The 20,825-nt window shown below is 47.2% G+C and carries 20 protein-coding genes and 2 pseudogenes; 9 read left to right on the top strand and 13 right to left on the bottom strand.

What is annotated here, in order from left to right:
• Positions 1 to 343: TrkA C-terminal domain-containing protein (locus IEW48_RS11575; protein ID WP_276529782.1), on the top strand; the 343-nt coding region annotated here is incomplete at its 5' end.
• 97 nt (positions 344 to 440) lie between these two features.
• Here IEW48_RS11575 and IEW48_RS11570 read toward each other — a convergent pair.
• The 7 genes from IEW48_RS11570 to IEW48_RS11540 all read right to left on the bottom strand — a co-directional run bounded on the left by IEW48_RS11570 (position 441) and on the right by IEW48_RS11540 (position 7,244).
• Positions 441 to 800, bottom strand: coding sequence for a potassium channel family protein (locus IEW48_RS11570; RefSeq protein ID WP_188623893.1), 360 nt, complete (start codon positions 798 to 800; stop codon positions 441 to 443).
• A 150-nt stretch (positions 801 to 950) separates the two neighbouring features.
• Complete coding sequence (locus IEW48_RS11565) at positions 951 to 2,102, bottom strand: MFS transporter (protein WP_229704026.1); 1,152 nt, start codon at positions 2,100 to 2,102, stop codon at positions 951 to 953.
• 213 nt (positions 2,103 to 2,315) lie between these two features.
• Positions 2,316 to 3,119, bottom strand: a complete 804-nt coding sequence (locus IEW48_RS11560) for a Cof-type HAD-IIB family hydrolase (RefSeq protein WP_188623891.1) — start codon at positions 3,117 to 3,119, stop codon at positions 2,316 to 2,318.
• Between the two features lie 48 nt (positions 3,120 to 3,167).
• Complete coding sequence (locus IEW48_RS11555; RefSeq protein ID WP_007503411.1) at positions 3,168 to 3,926, bottom strand: NAD-dependent deacylase; 759 nt, start codon at positions 3,924 to 3,926, stop codon at positions 3,168 to 3,170.
• 7 nt (positions 3,927 to 3,933) lie between these two features.
• The gene (locus IEW48_RS11550) at positions 3,934 to 4,641 is read right to left on the bottom strand and encodes a pseudouridine synthase (protein WP_188623890.1); all 708 of its coding nucleotides are present in this window, start codon (positions 4,639 to 4,641) and stop codon (positions 3,934 to 3,936) included.
• An 11-nt stretch (positions 4,642 to 4,652) separates the two neighbouring features.
• Positions 4,653 to 6,050: an RsmF rRNA methyltransferase first C-terminal domain-containing protein gene (locus IEW48_RS11545; RefSeq protein WP_188623889.1), complete on the bottom strand. Its 1,398-nt coding sequence runs from the start codon at positions 6,048 to 6,050 to the stop codon at positions 4,653 to 4,655.
• 156 nt (positions 6,051 to 6,206) lie between these two features.
• Entirely contained in the window at positions 6,207 to 7,244 is a 1,038-nt protein-coding gene (locus IEW48_RS11540) for a hypothetical protein (RefSeq protein WP_188623888.1), read from the bottom strand.
• 192 nt (positions 7,245 to 7,436) lie between these two features.
• Between IEW48_RS11540 and IEW48_RS11535 the strand changes: the two genes are divergently transcribed.
• Both IEW48_RS11535 and IEW48_RS11530 read left to right on the top strand, forming a co-directional pair.
• Positions 7,437 to 8,576: a dicarboxylate/amino acid:cation symporter gene (locus IEW48_RS11535; RefSeq protein WP_188623887.1), complete on the top strand. Its 1,140-nt coding sequence runs from the start codon at positions 7,437 to 7,439 to the stop codon at positions 8,574 to 8,576.
• A 179-nt stretch (positions 8,577 to 8,755) separates the two neighbouring features.
• Entirely contained in the window at positions 8,756 to 9,037 is a 282-nt protein-coding gene (locus IEW48_RS11530; RefSeq protein WP_188623895.1) for a hypothetical protein, read from the top strand.
• Positions 9,038 to 9,121: 84 nt separating this feature from the next.
• Here the strand turns inward: IEW48_RS11530 and IEW48_RS11525 are convergent, their stop codons facing one another.
• Together IEW48_RS11525 and IEW48_RS11520 are read right to left on the bottom strand one after the other, a co-directional pair.
• A complete protein-coding gene (locus IEW48_RS11525) occupies positions 9,122 to 9,370 on the bottom strand; it encodes a ferredoxin (protein WP_007503418.1) in 249 nt (82 codons plus the stop codon).
• A 368-nt stretch (positions 9,371 to 9,738) separates the two neighbouring features.
• Positions 9,739 to 10,602 (bottom strand): fumarylacetoacetate hydrolase family protein, encoded by an 864-nt coding sequence (locus IEW48_RS11520; RefSeq protein ID WP_188623886.1) that lies wholly within the window; start codon positions 10,600 to 10,602, stop codon positions 9,739 to 9,741.
• Positions 10,603 to 10,792: 190 nt separating this feature from the next.
• Here IEW48_RS11520 and IEW48_RS11515 point away from each other — a divergent pair.
• From IEW48_RS11515 to IEW48_RS11505, 3 genes and pseudogenes are all read left to right on the top strand, one after another.
• Positions 10,793 to 11,224, top strand: a pseudogene (locus IEW48_RS11515) (TIGR01212 family radical SAM protein); the annotation flags it as partial.
• Entirely contained in the window at positions 11,221 to 11,790 is a 570-nt protein-coding gene (gene mnmM / locus IEW48_RS11510) for a tRNA 5-(aminomethyl)-2-thiouridylate-methyltransferase MnmM (protein WP_188623884.1), read from the top strand. The pseudogene IEW48_RS11515 and the gene mnmM, both read left to right, overlap by 4 nt.
• A gap of 193 nt (positions 11,791 to 11,983) precedes the next feature.
• Entirely contained in the window at positions 11,984 to 12,283 is a 300-nt protein-coding gene (locus IEW48_RS11505) for a MerR family transcriptional regulator (RefSeq protein WP_188623883.1), read from the top strand.
• A gap of 11 nt (positions 12,284 to 12,294) precedes the next feature.
• On the opposite strand, the gene IEW48_RS11500 is transcribed toward IEW48_RS11505, so the two are convergent.
• The 3 genes from IEW48_RS11500 to IEW48_RS11490 all read right to left on the bottom strand — a co-directional run bounded on the left by IEW48_RS11500 (position 12,295) and on the right by IEW48_RS11490 (position 14,932).
• A complete protein-coding gene (locus IEW48_RS11500; protein ID WP_007505477.1) occupies positions 12,295 to 12,567 on the bottom strand; it encodes a DUF3006 domain-containing protein in 273 nt (90 codons plus the stop codon).
• A 4-nt stretch (positions 12,568 to 12,571) separates the two neighbouring features.
• On the bottom strand, positions 12,572 to 13,435 hold the full coding sequence (locus IEW48_RS11495) for a ComEC/Rec2 family competence protein (protein WP_188623882.1): 864 nt from the start codon (positions 13,433 to 13,435) through the stop codon (positions 12,572 to 12,574).
• Between the two features lie 153 nt (positions 13,436 to 13,588).
• Positions 13,589 to 14,932 (bottom strand): sodium-dependent transporter, encoded by a 1,344-nt coding sequence (locus IEW48_RS11490; protein ID WP_188623881.1) that lies wholly within the window; start codon positions 14,930 to 14,932, stop codon positions 13,589 to 13,591.
• Positions 14,933 to 15,373: 441 nt separating this feature from the next.
• On the opposite strand from IEW48_RS11490, the gene IEW48_RS11485 reads away from it, so the two are divergent.
• Positions 15,374 to 16,768, top strand: a complete 1,395-nt coding sequence (locus tag IEW48_RS11485) for a sodium:solute symporter family protein (protein ID WP_188623880.1) — start codon at positions 15,374 to 15,376, stop codon at positions 16,766 to 16,768.
• Between the two features lie 256 nt (positions 16,769 to 17,024).
• On the opposite strand, the pseudogene IEW48_RS11480 reads toward IEW48_RS11485, so the two are convergent.
• Positions 17,025 to 17,485 (bottom strand): annotated as a pseudogene (locus tag IEW48_RS11480) (RNA-guided endonuclease TnpB family protein); the annotation flags it as partial.
• 86 nt (positions 17,486 to 17,571) lie between these two features.
• On the opposite strand from IEW48_RS11480, the gene IEW48_RS11475 reads away from it, so the two are divergent.
• Both IEW48_RS11475 and cimA read left to right on the top strand, forming a co-directional pair.
• Positions 17,572 to 18,843 (top strand): Glu/Leu/Phe/Val family dehydrogenase, encoded by a 1,272-nt coding sequence (locus IEW48_RS11475; protein ID WP_188623879.1) that lies wholly within the window; start codon positions 17,572 to 17,574, stop codon positions 18,841 to 18,843.
• Between the two features lie 229 nt (positions 18,844 to 19,072).
• Positions 19,073 to 20,686, top strand: a complete 1,614-nt coding sequence (gene cimA / locus IEW48_RS11470) for a citramalate synthase (RefSeq protein ID WP_188623878.1) — start codon at positions 19,073 to 19,075, stop codon at positions 20,684 to 20,686.
• The last annotated feature ends 139 nt before the right edge of the window (positions 20,687 to 20,825 follow it).

Genomic DNA, 20,825 nt, shown 5'->3' with positions numbered 1-20,825 from the left:
ACCTTTGGCCAAAAAACTGGGATTAGTTGGCCCACCAGAACCCTCTTCTCCGCATAGTATTGAGCTGGTATCATTAGGCGAAACAAACGCGGAGATTGTGGAATATATCGTTCAAAAACAAGACGCGATTGCCGGTAAACGCATCAGAGAAATTTCATTTCCAGAGCAGGTATTGATCACTGCCATCGTCCGTGATAATCAAGTGATAACACCTGAAGGAGCAACCGTCATCCATGAAGGGGATATTTTGTTTGTTCTTGTGAATAAGGATCAGGTTGAAGCACTAAAAGAAACTTTGACCAGACAAAAAGATACAGCCGATCACTCTGCCGACAGCAAATGAATAATGATCGGTACGGCTGTGGTCCTCACGTTTCCCCTTTCGCTGAGCATGAGAAAGGAATTGAAAAGTCTTTTATTCCCTTGTCATTTAGCGGAAATTATGTGTCAGATTCATTCATTCTCAAATATTGAATCACCACAACAGCTGGTAAGATATATCCAAACATGGCCTGCAAAATAGCGACTCCGCGAGACAGTCCAAAGGGGGTGACATCGCCGTAACCCACAGAAAACAGCGTGATTACGCTAAAATAGAGTGAGTTGATCATCCGGTCAAGCCAGTGTTCATCCTGATGAGGGAGAGGAGAATAATGATCAATAATGGCGCCCAAACCGGTAATATCCAAAACAAAGTAAATAAAGGCAAAAGTCACAACCACGTTAGCATAAAAGATGGCCAGGATACTTAAGTTGGTCAGCATACGTTTCCGATGGTTCTGCTGGAAAAAGGGAATCACAGCCCATACCCCCGATGTGATTGCTAGTACATAGCATATTCACCGGGAGACAAGGTTTAGAAGTGGATTAAGCGGAACCGGCAAAAACATTCCTCCAAAGAAAGCTCTCCCAAAAGAATGCTCGCCGCTACAAAAAAGAGTTTTCTGCTTTTATGAAATTCCAGATTGTTCATCAAACCACTTGACCCTGATCAATATGAGCAGTCCGACACCAACCAGTGTGGCTGCCGCGAAAAAAAGATACGTGTGGGCAATGGAAAAATACTCATAAATCCATCCGCCGACAAACGTACAAAACATGGTGCCCAGACCATTGCCCACTGAGGCATAGATGGACATGGCCGTCACCTTGACGTCGTCGGGGGCCAATTCCCGGACTAAATGGACCGCACAAGGAATAAAAAAGCCGATGGAAATCCCCTGCAAAATGGACACCGCCAGCACTACCCAGGTGCTCGGTTCAAAATAAAACACCAGCCAGCGCGCCCCGGAAAGGACGGCAGCCACAATCAGGAGAGACATCACCCCATAGCGCCGCATCATTTTGCCCGCTATTTTCATAAACGGCGCCTCGCTTCCGGCAGCGAGTAAAAAGACTAAACCTGCCCCTGCCACCGTTCCTCCAATAGACAGATAATAAAGGCTGAAATAAAAATTGTTGGCGTTCATCGTGCCAAAAATGAGAAACGTGCACACCAAAAAGGCCACATAGGCAGGAAGCTTCACCAGCTTGGCCAGGCCGGAGCGGATATCCACCTGTAAGCTTTGCCCCTCTTCAGGCATGCGGGTGGCAAACCAGGCGGCCACCACTAGCACACCGGCAAAAATATAAAAGATAATGCGGGTGGAGGTCAGTTCAATCATGACCCCCGACACCCATACACTAACAGCAAAACCCACAGCCCCCCACAGCCTGAGAGATCCATATTCTCCCCCATGCTGCTTGACATAGTTCATGGCCAGGCTGTCTGAAACAGGGACTATGGCACTTTGGAAAAAGGACAAAAGCGCCACAATCACGATTAACATCAAGTACCATTCTGTGAATAAAAAGAGCAGGGCCACAACACCTGTTAATAAGGTGGCCAGGGTGAGGACCTCTTTCGGTTTTTGGGTCCGGTCACAAATCATGCCCCACAGAGGCTGGACCAAAATGGCCACAACGGGGGCAACAGACATCAGCATACCAATCTGTCCACCACTGAGTCCCATCGCTTCATAATGAAGGCCCAACATGGGAAACAGAGCACCGAACCCAAAAAAGACAAATAAAAAATAACAACTGATATAAACAGCGTACATAACATCCCGCTTTCTAGTACTAAAATTCATTACTTTTCCACGCGAGGCCTGGTTGGATCACAGGGGGTCTTATGCACATGCTCAGGCTCCACTTCATGCAATTTAAGTAAATAGTAGCACTCTTCCCGGGCCCGGATAAAGCCAGCCATCTCTTGTGTGTGTCTCTCCCGGAGACAGTGCGTGAAAGAAAAAACGGGCCAGGTCAACCCAAGTTTAAACAACCAATTTATCCCGCAACATGTTTTCAATAACCAGGGCCACCCCATCTTCGTTGTTGCTCTGGGTAACGATATCAGCTTGCTGTTGCACTTCGCGAGGTGCGTTGCCCATCGCCACCCCTGTCCCGGCCAGTTGCAACATTTCCAGATCATTGTAATAATTGCCGAACGCCATCACCTCATCAGGGCTAATCCTAAACTTCTGCAATAAATAACGGAGGGCATTGGCCTTGGTGGCCTGGGGGTGAATGACATCAATAAATGTTTCCCCGCTGCGGATAATGCTCAAATCTGGAAATTGGGGAACAATCTCATTCATCACCTGATCCAGCCGGTGTGGCTGGTCAGTAAGCGTCAGTTTAACAATAGGGTCAGTTAAGGAGCCAATATCGTCCACTACGACCGGTTCCACAAAAAACTGTTTATACACCGGAACAACTTCTTCCCTTAACTGTTCCACATAAATACCAAAAGCTGTATTGACATCAAAATGAATGTTCCGGCTCCGGCAATAACGTATGATAGGCAACAACTCTTTGGCTTCAAAGCCCACTTGTTGCTCAGCCATATTGCGTACCGGATTATAAATGACGGCTCCGTTATGAGTTATCATTGGATCTGTGAGTTGTAATGCTTCAATGAGAGGATCACAGGAGCGTGGTCCCCGCCCAGTAGCCAGGACCACGCGAACCCCTTCTTCTTTTATCCTAAAAATGGCCTCTTTTGTCCGTTCACTTAACTCATGATTGTCATGCAGCAAGGTGCCGTCCACATCAATGGCCAGCAATTTAATGTTCATGGCATCTCCGCCTTTCTCCACTCCGTTAAATTCTCTCTATAGGCATTATTATACCATACCAAAATTGCGCTTTCGATTCAGCCATTCATCGGTCTTCTGAAGCACCTCTCCTACCTTGCCTTCAATCAACAGATCAGCCTGAGGGTCCAATAACGTGTCATGCAGATTAACGATAGCCAGTTTGGCCCCCGCTTCCTTAGCTTCCATGGGCAGCATATTGGCCGGTGAAACCTGCAGACTGGAGCCAAGCACGATAAACAACTCTGCTTGGCGCGCCTCTGCAAACGCTGTCTCAATCGCCTGAGTGTCCAGCATTTCACCAAACAAAACGATGTCAGGCCTTAAGAACCCGCCACATTGGGGGCAGACCTCTCCTTTTTCCTGCAAGTAGCGTTTAGCCTCGGTTCTGTGCCCGCAGTCCATGCAATACAGTTCGCGCAAAGAACCATGCAGTTCAATTACATCATGGCTTTCCGCTTGATGATGAAAACCGTCCACATTTTGGGTAATAATCCGCTGCACCAGTCCCTGCCGTTGCCAGCGGGTCAGCAAATGGTGGCCAATATGCGGCTTGTACTTATCTACCTCTTTGATCCGCCAGCGGTAAAAATCTACGAAATCCTCCCGGTTATGCTTAATGGCATACACGCTGGCAATCTCCTGAGGATCGCGCCCGTACCATAACCCTTGGTTGGAACGGAAATCGGGCAATCCTGATTCTGTGCTCATCCCTGCTCCTGTTAAGATCACGGTGTGCTGTGCTTCCAACAGCCATTCGGCCAAGGTTTGAATTAAACGCTGTTCCATCCTTTCCTCACCCCTGTAAAAGCTGAACTTCCTCCTCGGTTAATTCCCGGTACTCGCCTGGTTCCAATCCTTCATCTAAGGCCAAACCGCCCATCTTGATTCGTTTCAGATAGGTCACCCTTTTGCCGACGGCCTTAAACATGCGCTTCACCTGGTGAAACTTTCCCTCCACAATGGTCAGCTCTACCCTGGAGTGCTCACCACTGTGGATCACTTTTAAATCAGCCGGCAGCGTGCGGTAACCGTCGTCCAGGATGACCCCCGCTTGAAAGGCTTCAACGTCTGCTTGCGTTACCAGCCCCTCAATTTCCGCATAATACACCTTGGGCACATGACGCTTCGGAGATAACAAAGCATGGCTTAATTTGCCGTCATTGGTCAAAAGCAGCAACCCCTCCGCATCCTTGTCCAGCCGGCCGACGGGGAACAGATTATAGGTGAGATGTTCCGGGTCGATAAGATCCAGTACGGTCATCTCCCGCGCATCTTCTGTAGCAGAGATGACTCCCTGCGGTTTATGCAGCATCAAGTAAATATACGGCCGGTATTCCACCGTGACCCCTTGAAACTGAACATGATCAGTTTCCGGGTCTACTTGTGTTTTGCCGTCTTGCACGACATGGCCGTTTACTGTGACAACACCTGCTTTTAACCATTTTTTTACCTCTTTGCGGCTGCCATAGCCCATATTAGACAGCAACTTGTCCAAGCGCATCTGCCCACCTCCTAGGCCAGCCAGCGCCAGGCTGGCGGATAAGCATTTTTTAAAATACCGTGGAGTTGCTTGCCCCAGCCGAGAGGAAAGCGGTCGACACAGACCAGTTTCCACCCCTTCTCTCCCTGTATGTTTAACGTTTCCCCCTTCAAGTAACGCAGCAAGGCTTCGTCCTCAACAGAGAAGGAGACGGTTTGGGCCACATCACGGCTGTCTAGGCCCATCGCCAAAGCCTGGCTGGGTTCAAAGCGGTTTTTTTTCAACTCTCCCAGATACCAGCCGGACTTGACCACTTTCAGTCCTTGCAAGGAAGGCAATCCCTCAGGCTTCACATATAAGTGCTGCTTGAAAGTAACTAATCTTCCCTCCAGCATTTCTTCCAAAGGCTTGAGACACACTTCCCTTTCAAACTCCCGGAAGTTTTGTAATGTTCTTTCGGGGAGGGGTGCTGCTTGTTCCTCTCGACAGGGCTTTTCTTCACCGTCCGTTTTGCGCAATAAGGCCAAAAAGTGACCTTCACCCCGAACATGATGGGGCCAGAGCCGTACCGTCCGCCTTAGCTTTTGCTTCATGCTTTCAGACAGTTCCTCCTCACTGGCCCACTCTGGCCGGCCAAGTTGAAAACCGGGGACCATGCTGATCTCTTCCACTTCAAAGTGGGGATGGCGGGACAGAAACTGGGCAATTTGACCTTCATTCTCTTCCGGGGCAAAAGTACATGTGGAATAGAGCATCAAACCGCCCGGCTTTAGCATGCGCGCAGCCTGGTCCAAAATATCCCTTTGCATCACCGTACACATTTCGATGTGATGAGTCTCCCAGCTTTTGACCATCTCCGGATTTTTGCGGAACATCCCTTCCCCTGAACAAGGGGCATCAATCACGATCTTGTCAAAATAGGTGCCAAAGGCGGCAGCCAGCCGCTCCGGTGTCTCATTGGTCACAATCCCGTTACGGACACCAAACAGCTCTAGGTTTTTGACCAGCGGTTTCACACGTTCTGCACTAATATCATTGCTGACCAAAACGCCCTTCCCTTTCAGGCGGGCGGCGATTTGCGTTGACTTGCCGCCGGGAGCTGCGCACAAATCAAGCACTTTGTCGCCAGGCTCAATCGGGATCATCGCGCCCGGCGCCATGGCACTTGGCTCCTGAATATAGTACAACCCTGCATGATAATAGGGATGCTTAGCCGGACGGTCGGCTTCATGAAAATAAAAACCCTCTTTCGCCCATGGAACAGGTTCAAGGTGAAAGGGCAGTGCTTGCAGGGCCTCCTCAACAGTCCACTTTAACGTATTAATGCGCAAACCATAGTGACGAGGTTGTTCATAGGATTGAAAAAACGCTTGTGCTTCATTACCTAATAAGTGCTGCATCCGCTCTTTAAACAATGGAGGCAATGCCATATCTGTTCCCTCTTTCCAATACACAACTTTCTGCACAACTTGGCAATCATCAACTTCTCTTTCATTAAGTATACTCTATTTTGGAAGCAGAGAAAAAGCTGAATCCCCGTGGAATTCAGCCACCAAATACAGACAGCGTCAGTTTTTACATATCTCCTAGCTGGAAACAGTCGTCTCTGCCCTGTTTTCTATGGTTAAACCGTCAGGCAGGCCGTACTCCGGCTGATCATCATAGTCAAAATGGTATTCATCAATCACTTCATCATCATATTGCATGGTAATCGTAACTGTATCAAAATAGGCTTCCTCTTCCAGTTCATCAATCAGATGATAAACGATTTGTTCCCGTAAGCGTCTGTCCCGGGGATTCTCAAACTCAACCAAAACCGTGGCATCATCATCACTAAGATCCGCTGTGGCGGTACCCAAATAAATCCTTTCTTTATCTGTTTCTTCATATATGTCATAGATCAAGAGGTCCATCTCTTCCCTGATCAGATCAAAAGTGAAATCATAACCTTCAACCTGGCCAATGTCCAGTTCAACTTCTTCCCCTGTCATCTCCTCCTCAATGGGGTCGTCACGGGTCAGCTCGATAGTGGCTATTTCTTCCCCATCCACATACATCACAAAAGAAAAACTTTCCACCTCTTCGTCATCACATTCAGCCATGATTAATCGGGCTACAGTATCCATCTCAGCCTCTGTCGGTTCATCGTCCCACAGCACTTCGCCTGTGACATGGTCCCGGGACTTGTAGACCACCGCTTCAGCTACTACCTCGTGGTTTTCATCATGAATCTGATACTCCACGAGATGGCGGGTTTCACGCACTACACTCAAGTGTATTTCCTGTGCTTCTTCCCCTTCGACCCATTCCTCCTCTTCGATCACCTCTTCCACGATATCATCGGTGGAAATCACATAATCATAATCACTGTAAGTTGACGTGATCATGCATTCCCTGACCTGCAGTGCTTCAATCAGGTCCTCGATATGCTCGTGCATGAACAGGTCGATCTCTCCTTTTTCATCCGGTTCCAGCATCTCTTCATCCAGCTGGATCGTGCCCCACAAGGCATCATTCTCCCGATACACCATGGTGAATGAGCCTACATAGCAGTCATCCAGCATAATGCTGGCAGCCTGGCCGCCAGGCGTCATCAGCTCAGGTCTTAACGTAATGCGTCCCATATTTGTCCCTCCTCATCATAAAAACTATCTTTTCCAGTATGGGCGTTCTAGATGGGTTTGATGCATAGTAAAATTGCCCTGTTCCCATCAGGTCCCTTATGCTCGGAACTGTTATTTTTTGCTTTAAGCGTACTTTCATGATTAAATAAGACATATCATCTAATAAGTCTAACCAAGCGAAGGAGGGAAAACATGAGATTAATTGTTAAACTGCTGGCGGGAATTACCGGGGGGATGCTGATTGGTTTGTATGCGCCAGAGTTTTTCTCCAGGGTGTTTGTTACTTTTAAGATCATTTTTGGCCAATTTATTGGCTTTATCATTCCGCTTATCATTGTCTTCTTCATTGCCAGCGGTATATCTGAACTGGGAAAACAATCAGGGAAAATGCTGGGTCTCACGTCAGGACTTGCTTATTCATCTACTTTATTGGCAGGGATTTTGGCTTATGTGGTAGCCGTTACTGTTGTTCCTTTGTTGACAGGCCCTGCAGGAGAGCATGGTGAGGAGGGTGCAGGCCTTGAACCCTTGTTTGAACTGACGATTGAGCCAATTGTAGGGGTCATGACTGCCTTGATCACCGCTTTTGTATTTGGCATTGGCATGACCAGAGTAGAAAGCCCTGTTCTCAAGCAGTTTTTCGATCAAGGAAAAAATATCGTGGAACTGCTGATAAAACGCGTCATTATCCCCCTTCTTCCGCTTTACATTGCCGGGGTATTTGTTGATCTGGCAGCTGAAGGATCCATTTTCCCCACGTTACGGGCCTTCGGCATTGTGTTGCTGCTGGCTGTCCTCACCCACTGGGTGTGGCTGCTGATTCTGTATACAGTGTCAGGCACACTGACTGGCCGGAATCCTTTCCGGGCCCTCAAAACCATGCTTCCAGCTTATTTTACGGCCATTGGAACCATGTCCAGTGCGGCCACGATCCCAGTGACTTTGCGCCAGGCAAAGGAAAACAAAATAAAAGAACATGTGGCTGACTTTGCAATTCCGTTATCTGCCACGATCCATTTATCTGGCAGCACCATTACCCTTGTCCTTTGTTCAGTCGCTGTGATGGTGTTGTCAAGTGGTCTGGAATTACCCACTCTGGGCACCATGCTGCCTTTTATTATGATGCTTGGGGTGATCATGATCGCGGCTCCCGGTGTTCCCGGCGGGGCCGTGATGGCAGCACTGGGTCTGTTAAGTACCATGCTGGGCTTTGATGAAGCTGCCTTGGGATTGATGATCGCTTTATATATGGCCCAGGACAGCTTTGGTACGGCTTGCAATGTGACGGGTGACGGGGCTTTGGCGCTTGTGGTGGATAAATATTCGCAGTGAAGCTAAACATGCTAGGTAAAATTTGAATGTAGCACACAAAAGCGGGGAGCCATTCGCTCCCCGTGTTGTTTACCCATTTTGATGATCATCAAGGTTGATCATGATAAACGTCCAAACCAACTGTGGCAGATCACCATAGACTGATGTCGAATACACATTCACACATTGGAGGAGATACCATGCATCGTCCATTTCCCGCCCATCCCCACCCCCACGGTGAGGAGATGCGTTATCCCCACGCTTATGGAGAGGAAATCCGCCAACAACAGCCCCATGTCGGCCCGCAACTGCAACCACCATTTTTTCCTGGTATTCCCGGAGTCCCCTCGTTCCCTGACGGAGATCTTCACCGGCGAGTACGCCGGCTTGAATCAGAAGTTGACCGTTTGATGCGCAGAGTTGACAGCTTAGACCGCCGGGTCAGACGTTTGGAAGGCGTCCACACTCCCTGGGGAGAATAAATAATTTGCAAGGGCGCAAAAAGCTCCCAGATCAGTGGGAGCTTTTTTCATGTCCAAAATCTGTCACTACAATGTATCAAATGCTTACTCGAATTTGTTTGGATCACCGTCAAACGGTTCTTCAGCAACCTTAATGGAGTCTGTCGGGCAGCCTTCAAAAGCGTCTTCCAGATCTTCTAACAATACGTCTGGAATTTCGACAGTCCCTGTGTTCTCATCAAGAATGTTTTCTGCCAACCCCTCATCGTCATAATCAAAGATGTCTGGCGCAGCAGCTCCACAGGCTCCGCAAGCAATGCAAGTTTCTTTGTCTACAATCGTATATTTTGGCATTTAAAAACCCTCCTCCAATGTAAAAAAATGCGCTCAGTGAAAATAACGTATTTATCCACACTCTTGTCAGAACAAAACAATTAGGAAAGAGTGCAATCTCATTAATATTGTATTGCATTTTTATTGTGATGGCAAATATTAATTTGTCCCTTTTACAGAGGAATACACGGGATAAATTAAGTGATCCAACCCTGCTCCCCAATTGCCTCTCCTTAGCAGCGCATAAAATCCACAGCTATAGCCATATTAAAACAAAACTGAGGATAAGAAGGGGGATTCTGCTGAAAGAAGTGATGCTAAACCCGGGAGAAAGCCATCTGCTTGAGTTAGTCGGTGCCTGCTAAACCTCAACCCCATTCAAAATGACCTTATCTGACCCGGTTGGATAACGTGCCGATCGGCTCAATAGTAATGGAGACCTCATCCCCCGCTTTGAGCAATTTAGGCGGGTTAAACCCTTTTCCTACACCGCTGGGGGTTCCCGTAGCAATAATATCGCCAGCCTCCAGTGTCATTCCAGCCGAGAGCGACTCAATAAGTTGAGCAACTGAAAAAATCATATCTTGGGTTGAACCGTGTTGACGCTCCTCTCCGTTGACAAAGGTTTGAATGGTTAACTGTTGCGGGTCCGGGATCAATGATTTATGGGCGATAACAGGGCCAAATGGGGCAAAGGTATCCAGCGACTTGCCTTTGAAAAACTGTTTATGCCTCCTTTGTAAATCACGGGCCGTCACATCGTTTAAAATAGAGTAGCCAAAGACATAGTCCATTGCTTCTGCCGCAGGAATATTTTTACCTTCTTTGCCAATAATGACGGCCAGTTCACCCTCATAATCCAGCTCTGTGGTGATGTGCGGATAAGATTCAATATAAGTGCCGTGACCCGTTAAAGCCGTATGGGGCTTGGTAAAAAACACCGGATACTTTGGAATGGCACCGGGGTCCTGATTGGACATCTCCAAAGCATGTTCAGCATAATTTTTGCCTACACAGATCACATTTTTAAGCGGTTTTATGGGTGGTAAGATCTTCACCTCATCCCATGCATAAGTCTTGGCATCCCCTTGTTGAAACCATTCCTTCACTTCTGTTAAGGCTGGATCTCCCCCTTGGATGACATCCAACAGCCGGGCGTAACCGCTTCCCGTTCCGTCCACGATGGTGTCACCGTTAGGCACAATGCCCCATTTTTGCTCGTTGTCAGTGGTCAGAAAAGTAATAAATTTCATCACATGGCACTCCTTTCAGCTACCTCTCTTCTAATTCTGTACACGAACCAATTATATTGTACAATATGATGAAGGAAAGGAGTTGTCATTAATGTCACAATCCCATACTCCGACCACAACACATCACAAGGCTGGCAACGATACTCCCCGCCTGTGGGGAGATAAGCGTTATCATACATGGAACTATCACCTGCGCCAACACAACATCCGGGTATGCTGCCACATTATTTACGGTTTGCCCCAGGAAACCGATGAAATGATGCTGGAGACCGCCCGGGAAGTGTCCAAGCTGGATATCCAGGGATTGAAAATTCACCTGCTGCATGTGCTGAAGTTTACACCAATGGTCCGCCAATATGAGCAAGGACTGCTCCAATTCCTGGAAAAGGTCCAATATGTTAACCTGGTGGTTAAAACGTTGGAAATGATGCCCCCGGAACTCATTATTCACCGTGTTACCGGAGATGGGCCAGGTGATCTGTTAATCGGCCCCATGTGGAGTGTGAATAAGTGGGATGTGCTTAATAGCATCGATCGGGAATTGAAGAATCGTAACACCTGGCAAGGCAAGTTATGGAACCCGGCTATCCGCCTGGAGCAGAAGAAGGTGGTACAAAAATGAACATCCCAAGTATCTTAGCTTTTACCCATACCCTGATTGAACAGGTGGCGGGGCCGGGGGATCTGGTGGTCGATGCCACCATGGGCAATGGCCATGATACACTATTCTTGGCCCGGCTTGTGGGTTCCACAGGAAAAGTGCTCGCTTATGACGTGCAACAAGAAGCGCTGGAAAACACCAGAAAACGCTTGAAAGAGGCTCACTGCCTCTCTCAAGTCCAGCTTTTACATAAAGGGCACGAAACTGTGGAAGAAGAACTGAACTGCCATGATCAGCCGCTGAGCGCAGCCATGTTCAATCTAGGCTACCTCCCTGGCAGTGACAAAACAGTGGTCACCAAGCCGGAAACGACACTGACTGCTTTGCATACTTTAGCCCGTTATCTTAAGCCCGGGGGCTTGATCACCCTTGTCATCTACAGCGGCCATGCTGAAGGTAAATTAGAACGGGATATTTTGCTTGCCGAACTTGGCCAGTGGGACCAGAAGCAGTACCATGTCCTAAAGTACCAGTTTATTAACCAGCAAAATAATCCCCCGTTCTTAGTAGCTATTGAAAAGCGATGATGTGCTTAAGATCCTTATAGTTTTTTGTGTAAGCTTATCTTACACATTTTTTATTTATTCTTAATCCACTTGCTTAAGCGGGGTTTTGTGACAAAGTTTTTGTTAGATTTTCTGACAAAAATAGTACGTCCTCCCTCCTTTTTTGCTATCATAAACATAAACTGAAATAGAGCTGATTCAGAGGTGAGACAACATGTCCTATAAAACAAAAAAAGTGATGCCCATTGGCATCGTCAGTGAATTAACAGGGTTATCCCCCCGCCAAATTCGTTATTATGAAGAAAGGAAACTGATCTTCCCCGAGCGGTCGAAGGGTGGGACACGCAAGTATTCGTTTCTCGACGTGGAACGTTTGATGTATATTGCAGAAAAAATGGAAGATGGTTTGCAGACCTATGAGATTCGCCGCATGGAAAAACAGAAAAATCAAGAAGAATTGCGCCGGGAAATGTTAAGAGGGCAACTTAATGCTGCTTTCAGACAGAGGACGTGAGGGCATAGTCCTTATTTTTTAAAGCGGCTGGCCATCCGCTGCTTCAAATGTTTTGCCTTTTCCTGGATCCTTGTTCCTATTTTCTCGGTCTCTTCCTTATCTGTTTTTAAACTAATCACCTCTTGCTGAGCACTCAAAGTGGCAATCACCCATTCCCCCTCTTGCAGTTCCCCAGGCACCTGCTCCAGGGGAACGTGCAGTTCTTTCTCCTCTTCACCCATCAGTAAAACTACATACCTGTCCTCAATGCGGTCCACAACTGCTTTTACCTTATGGTCATCCATCAAATCACTTCCTCTCATAGTCGACACTGAACTCAGCACCATCAGTGATAACCCAGATGGTGCCATGTTCCGCCGTTCCGTACAAGGGGATATTCAATGAAGAGATGAGTTGAACCACTTCCCTGTGTGGATGCCCATAAGAATTATCTTGTCCCGCCGAATAAATGGCCACCTTGGGCTTTACCGCCTGCAGAAATTCTTCCCCATTGGAAGTGCTGGAGCCGTGGTGGCCAAGCTGAAAAATATCAGCCTGAAGTTGATGCCCTCTGGCGATCATCTCCTGCTCTGATGCTTGTCCGGCATCACCGGTAAACAGAAGGGCCACCTCGCCATAGACCGCCCGAATACTGATCGATCCCTCGTCCAAGTCGCCCGTCAATGTTTCAGGATGAACCACTTCAATCCGGAGTGAGCCAATTTCAAACACTTCTCCTGCACGCGGTTCATAGTATCGCGCATCGGATTCTAAAATAGCATCCAGGACCCTTTCAAAGGTCCGTGTAGAGTGCGTATCCCCGCTCATCCACACTTCTTCAACTGGAAAGGCTTCCAGCACCCGGTCCATCTGACCTATATGATCGGCATGGGGATGTGTACCAATCACCAAATCCAAGCGCTCTACCCCGACAGACTTTAAATATGGGACAACGTCATCCCGGTCATGACGCCCGGCATCAATCAGCACAGTAAAATCAGGCCCCTCTAACAAAGTTGCGTCACCCTGATCCACATCGATAAAATGGGCGATCATGTAGCCTTCAGGCCTATCAATGGCCTGATCTGCCCCCTCATATCCGGAGAACATTGCCGCCAGGACGATAAGAACAATGGCTAGCAAATATGTATAAAGCTTCAACCTCTGCTTCATCTTTACCGTCCTCCCAATCTGTCAATCTTTTTTTCATTTTATCACACTGTTTCATTTTACTGGATTTCCCCTGGGGCTGGGGATTCAATTTTGCCGGTAACGACAACCTTCCTGGTGTTTCTCTTGAAGGAACGGCGGCATTATCGGCAATGGTTAAATCACTCCGACAGACTGAAGTAAAATAATCACCAAAGCCACCGGAATGACATAGCGGATCAGGAACCGCCACAGAGTAAACAGTGGAAAGCGGACACCTTCCCGTTCCACTTCTGCCTTGACCTGTTCCGGTTTCCATCCCCATCCCAAAAACAACGCCAGCAAAAGACCGGCAAAAGGCATCAACACAGAGGCGGTCAAAAAGTCAAACCAGTCAAAAACTGTCCGGTCAAGCAATGTCACGCCGGCCAGCGGACCGAAAGAGAGCGCACAGGGGAGGCCGACAACAAACGCCGCCGCCCCTGTTAACCAGGTGGCTGTCAGGCGGTGCAAGGCCCAGCATTCACGTACATAAGCCACCACAACTTCCAGCAGTGAAATGGCCGAAGTGAGTGCCGCCAAAAAGATACAAAAGAAAAACAGAACGGCAAACACCCCACCCAGCACCATTCTCTCAAAAATTGCGGGGAAGGTGACAAACACCAGATCCGGGCCCCGTGCCGGATCAATCCCAAAATGAAAGACGGCGGGAAAAATAATCAATCCGGCAATGATCGCCACAAGGACATCAAAGAATACAATCCCTCCCGCGTTGCCAGGAATATGGGTATTGGCCCGGCAATAGCTGCCATAGGTTACATAGACCCCTGTGGCCAGGCTTAAACTGAAAAAGGCTTGACCCAGGGCTGCCAAAACAATAGACGGTGTCACACTGGAAAAGTCAGGTTTTAAGAAAAAAGCAAGCCCCTCTCCACTCCCGGGCAAAGTCAAGCTACGTATAGTCAGAACCAAGAGTAGAACAAATAAACTGGGCATTAAAATATTATTCCATCTCTCAATGCCTTGTTTTACTCCTCTGGCCACAATCAAAATAACAATAACCATCAATAAAGCCTGCCAGATGACCGGTGCAGAAGGACTGGAAATAAACTGTCCAAAAAGCTCCCCATATCGGGCTTCTTCCCCTGTTAACAGCCTGCCAGTCAACGCCAAAACGAAATAATACAGCGTCCATCCGGCCACTACGGAATAGAAACACAAGACCATAAAATTAATGACAATGCCAATAAACCCTGTCACGTACCAGGGCCGTTCAGGGAGAATCGCTTGGTAACTTTCCATGGCGTTGGCCTGTCCTTTACGCCCCACAGCAATCTCACCAATCATCAGAGGCAAGCCAATTAATAGGGCAAAGCCTAAATAAATAAGCACAAAGGCTCCTCCGCCCCCTTCACCAGCCACAAACGGAAAGCGCCATATGTTCCCCAAACCGATGGCAGACCCCGCTGCAGCCAGCATAAAACCAAGACGTGTTCCCCACTGTTCTCTGCTGTTATTCATGTTGTCTCCCTCACTTCTTCTTTTCAATACTTTTTTGCATTAAAGCATATAAGCGTTAAAGCGCCCAGAGTATTATGTTACCATATCACTGCCTGCCAAAAAAGACATTTGTGGGGAGAAAATATTTTTATGAATAAAAGGAAGATCCACAGTAAAACCAAAAGTATTAACCGAACTTGAACCGTTTCATCTGCCTTACCAAGGGCCAGACAAACGAATCCAATGTGCCAGTTGCGGACTGATTGAAGACGAGCTGCAGTTCATTAAGAGAGCGGAAGTGATCAAGCAAACAGAGTGGATTATGTAGGATGGATAATGTCCGCTCTAATGTTTTCTAAAACTGCCAATTGCTAAACACTCATCATTATTGTAAAATTCTCCTGATAAATTGTTTTTATTTATTAGAATATTCATTAGAATTTTGTAAAGAAGGTTTAACAAGTGTATCTTATTACCATTCTGGTTTACCTTGTTATCATCGTGGCAATCGGTATCTTATTCAAAAACCAAAACAGAAACATTGAGGATTTCGCTCTCGCCGGACGGAAATTAAACACCCCGGTGTTGGTAGGAACATTATTTGCTTCCTATATTGGAGGAGCAACTGTAGTCGGTTGGACCGGAAGTTTTTATCAAATGGGAATTGATTGGTGGTTTAGTGGTGTAGGAGCATTACTAGGAATATTAGCTGCCAGCACCATTATGGCTGAAAAGTGCCGCCGCTTGCAACAATACACCGTTCCGGACATGTTAGCGTTGCGCTATAGCCAAAGCACCCGCTATGTAAGTGCAGTGATGATCATCATTGGTGACATTGCTATTGTCACGGTACAGATACTGGCCATGACCGGTATTCTTGTTTCTTTTACAGGAATAGAACGCATGACAGCCATGATTGTGAGTGTATTGTCATTTACCCTGATTTCTCTGTTCGGGGGAATGAAAGGGGTTGCCGTAACTGACAGTATTCAGGCTGTACTCATTTTCCTCGGATTACTGATCGGTGTGACGGTTGCGTTTCAAATTGGCGGAGGCATCGTCCCTGTCTTTACATCACTACCCGAAAACTATTTTCAACCTTTTACTGATGTGAGCTTGATTGGCGCTCTGGGTATGGCCATAGCCTCTTTTGGCATCACTGCTGTATCACAGGCCTTAATTTTCTCCCGGGTATTCTCGGCCAAAGACAGCCAGACGGCCAAAAAAGGGCTATACTGGCTTATTCCTACTGCATTCTGTGGGTATTTATTTGTCGCATTGCTGGGCTACAGTGGCAGAGCGGTCCTTGGTCCAGATGTCCCGCCTGGTGAGGTATTCAGCACGTTAGTCACAACCACCATGCCCCCCTTCATGGGCGGATTATTGCTGGCTGTTATTATTGCTGCAATTGTCACCTCTACTAACTTTATTTTGCTGAGCGCCAGCGTTAACTTTACCCGTGATTTTTATCAGCAGTTGGCGAAGGAAAATGTTTCCGGCACAAGACTGATGAAAGTCGGCCAGCTTGCGGTCGCTATATTTGCTCTGTTAAGCTTTTCCCTGGCCGTCGTTATGCCCGACATTGTCACCGCTATTGTTTTTGCCTATACGATGTACAGTGCCAGTTTACTGGTGCCTTTGTACGCCGGATATCTATGGAAGGGCGCCACTGCAGCAGCAGGCACATTAAGTGTCATTGGCGGGGGTGGCACTGCCTTAGTCTGGTATCTGCTGAAAGAGCCCTTTAATCTTCCCTCTATGATCCCGGCTATCATCGTGTCTCTCTCTTTAATAATTATTGTTAGCCTGTTAACGAAAAAAACCCCTGCTGAACAGTTTGAAAAGCTGGGCATGTAGTTTATTTAACAAGAGCTTCCACTTGTAGCAATTAGGTTATCTCAACTCCAGAATAGAGAATGTGACATACTCCCACCACCTACGCTAACGCTTAGAGGTGGGGGCTTCTCGGGTAATCCCATCTCATGATGGGAAGTTGACCGAGCGATCCCCGTGTGTCCCACGGTTCCAGCAAGAATTTAGGCAATCCCTAACTTTTTCTGACCTTCCTTTTTGATATTGATGGCGGCGTTGATATCTCTGTCTGCCACAAAACTAGGTCTTCAATCATCACGGCATCATACCGGTTGGCCAATTGTCGTGAAGTCTTGTGCAAAAAGTCCTGACGTTGGTTGGCAATCTTTTCGTGCAACTGGGCTACTTTCCGCCGCTGTTTGTGCCAACGGTTGGAACCTTTCCTGCGGCGTGACAGCACCCGTTGGGCCCGGGCCAGTTTTTCCAAGGCTTGCCGATAGAATCGAGGATAATTGGCTCTCTTACCCTCGCTATCGACATACAGCGTATTCATGGAAAAATCGAGCCCAACAACGCTTTCTATTTCTTTTGGCACCGGTTGGTGGGAAATTTGTGCTGTTTCATGGCTTCTTTGTCGTCTTTGAACTTTTCATAAATTTGTATGCGTTCCTCAACCATTTTGTTGTAGACGAAACGGACGCAACCGAACGTTTTGGCGTCGCTTAGAAGTGGGAGACTTCTGTCGGAGGTAAGGTAAAAAATTTATTTGCTAATTTTATTTTGCTGTGTCAAAATTTTTAGTGTAAATTTAAAAACACAAAGAATATTAAACATGGGTAGGGGTGTCTATGAAAAGTGTCAAAGCGGTTCAAAAAACCAAAGAAAATTTAAATCCGTATGAAATTGTGCAGACCCAAATTGAAACTGCAGCAAAGAAATTGAACATAGGAGAGCACGTGATTAATATCCTGAAGAAACCAAAACGGGTGATTTCGGTTACATTCCCTGTTAAGATGGATGACGGTTCCGTCCAAGTTTTTGAGGGATATCGTTCTCAGCATAACGATGCCATTGGCCCTGCCAAAGGTGGAATTCGTTTTCATCCCAGCGTGAACAGGGATGAAGTGATAGCGCTCTCCATGTGGATGACTTTTAAGTGCGGTGTTGTGGGGCTTCCTCTGGGAGGAGCAAAAGGTGGCGTCAAATGTGATCCGACGCAGTTGAGCACAGGTGAATTGGAGAGAATCAGCCGCGCCTTTATGGAGGCCATCGAAGAGTTCGTTGGCCCCGATAAAGATGTTCCGGCTCCAGATGTCTATACCAATCCCCAGGTTATGGGCTGGATGATGGATACGTATTGCCGTATGAATAAATCTTTTGTTCCTGGTGTTATTACTGGCAAACCTGTTATTATTGGTGGCTCTTTAGGACGTAATGAAGCCACTGCCCGCGGTTGTGTGCTGACAGTCAGGGAAGCGATGAAAGAGATGCAAAAGCCACTGGCTGGCGCTACTGTAGCCATACAAGGGTTTGGCAATGCAGGGCGGACTTCGGCCCGGTTGCTCAGTGAGATGGGCTGTAAGATTGTAGCCGTCTCTGATTCGAAATGTGCCATCTATAAGGAAGATGGTCTGGATGTCCCCCTTCTAGAACGCTTAAAAGATGAATCTTCTTTGGATCACTATAATGGAGCCACACTGATCTCTCAAGATGAGTTGTTGTCTTTGAACGTGGATGTTTTGATTCCTGCAGCCCTTGAGAATGTGATTACGGCTCAGAATGCCGATGATGTTAAGGCCAGCATCATTGCTGAAGCAGCCAATGGACCAACGACACCTGAAGCGGACCGCATACTGGCGAGCAAGGGGATTTTGGTTATTCCTGATATATTGGCCAATGCGGGAGGCGTCACGGTCTCTTATTTTGAAGGGGTTCAAAACATGATGAATTATTATTGGAGCGAAGAGGAAGTTAATTCAAAATTGGAGCAGGTTATGGTCAGCTCCTATGCCAAAGTCAGCCGAATGGCAAAAGAGTATGGAACTGATATGCGCACCGCGGCATTTATGCTCTCCATCTTGCGTGTCAAGGAAGCAATGGAAGCACGGGGCTGGATCTAAAATTTGGATATGCTAATATTTTTTAAGAGGCTGACTCAAAAATAAGGGCGATTTTCTTGATTTTTATGCGTAAAGAGAGGGTGTCCCTCATTAAATTTTTGAGACACCCTCTTTGTTAATTAATACTTTAAAAAGGCCAACCAGCTATGCTATACTTGTAGGCAATATTATTTTATTTTTTTGAACAATAGAAATTAAAAAGAGCAAGTATAGGAGTGGGAGGTATAGCATGGTTGAACGAGTCTACCTTTATGATACAACCCTGAGGGACGGTACTCAGGGAGAAGGAATCAGCTTATCGGTTGAGGACAAATTAAAAATTGTACACAAGCTGGATGAAATGGGCATTGATTATATCGAAGGGGGCTGGCCGGGAAGCAATCCCAAAGATATGGAGTTTTTTGAACAGGTCAAACATGTCCGCCTTAATCATGCCAAAATAACCGCTTTTGGCAGTACCCGCCGGGCTGGCATCCCTGCTCGTGAGGATGCCAACCTGCAAAAAATATTACATAGCGGTGTTCAGGCAGTTGCTATCTTCGGCAAAACCTGGGATTTTCATGTTACCGAAGCATTGCAAACTACGCTAGATGAAAATCTTTCCATGATTTCAGAATCGGTCCAATTTTTGAAAGAAAACGGGTTGGAAGTGATTTTTGATGCGGAACATTTTTTTGATGGATATAAGCATAACCCTGATTATGCCCTGCAAGCCATACAGGCAGCTGAAGCTGCCGGTGCCGATTGCATTACCTTGTGTGACACCAACGGAGGATCTTTGCCTCAAGAGATTGAAGCAATTGTGCAGGAAGTGGTTAGACGTTTGTCAGTGCCTGTCGGCATCCATTGCCACAATGACGGGGAGCTGGCTGTGGCCAATACCCTGGCAGCTGTCCGGGCCGGTGCCCGCCATATACAGGGAACGATTAACGGTTACGGCGAACGCTGCGGCAATGCCAACCTGATCTCAGTTATTCCCAACCTGCAGCTCAAGATGGGCTACCAATGCATCCCTGAGGAGCATATGAAAAGGCTGACCTCCCTTGCCAAGTATGTTCATGAGGTGGCCAATCAGGTACCACCCAGTAACCAGCCCTTCGTCGGCAAAAGCGCCTTTGCCCACAAAGGAGGCATCCATGTCAGCGCTGTACTCAAACATCCGGAAACCTATGAGCATATTCCTCCAGAGTTGGTCGGCAACAAACGGCGCGTGCTGGTTTCTGAACTGTCTGGCCAAAGTAATGTGCTGTACAAAGCAAAGGAATGGAACTATGACCTGAACAAAGACGGCAGCCGGTCACGGGAGATTATTGCCAAAATCAAAGAAAAAGAACACCAAGGTTATCATTACGAAGCTGCGGAAGCTTCCTTTGAGCTGCTGGTCAAACAAGCGCTGGGTGAGTTAAAAGATTACTTTACACTGGATCATTTCAAAGTGTTTGTAGAAAAAACAGGCAGCGAAACATTTACAACTGAAGCTGTGATCAAGCTGCATGTCAACGATCAAGTGGTTCATACGGCCGCTGAAGGAAACGGACCGGTCAATGCGTTGGACCATGCTCTGCGCAAAGCATTGGAAGAGTTTTTCCCCATGATAAAGAACATGTACCTCTCCGACTATAAGGTGCGTGTGCTAGATGAAGCGAATGCAACAGCATCCAAAGTCCGGGTGCTTATTGAATCTTCGGACGGAAAAGAGAAATGGAGCACAATCGGGGTCTCCACCAACATTATTGAGGCCAGCTGGTATGCCTTGATTGACAGTGTCCGTTACTACTTCATGAAACATGAAGATGAATTGAAAAATTGCCCCTCCTATCAACTACACACCATAAAATCCTGATGATCAAATTGCCTCAGACATAAATTTCAGCCAAAGGCACGGTCAAAAACAGGCCGTGTCTTCTTGCTTAGCACCGTCTCTGACATGTTACAATAGTAATGTTAAGAAACATCAGCGAAAGAGGAGACATTTTGCTCAT

The organism is Caldalkalibacillus thermarum, from assembly GCF_014644735.1.
In the GTDB taxonomy this organism is placed as follows: Bacteria; Bacillota; Bacilli; order Caldalkalibacillales; family Caldalkalibacillaceae; genus Caldalkalibacillus; species Caldalkalibacillus thermarum.
This window is presented reverse-complemented; position numbering and strand designations above follow the sequence as displayed.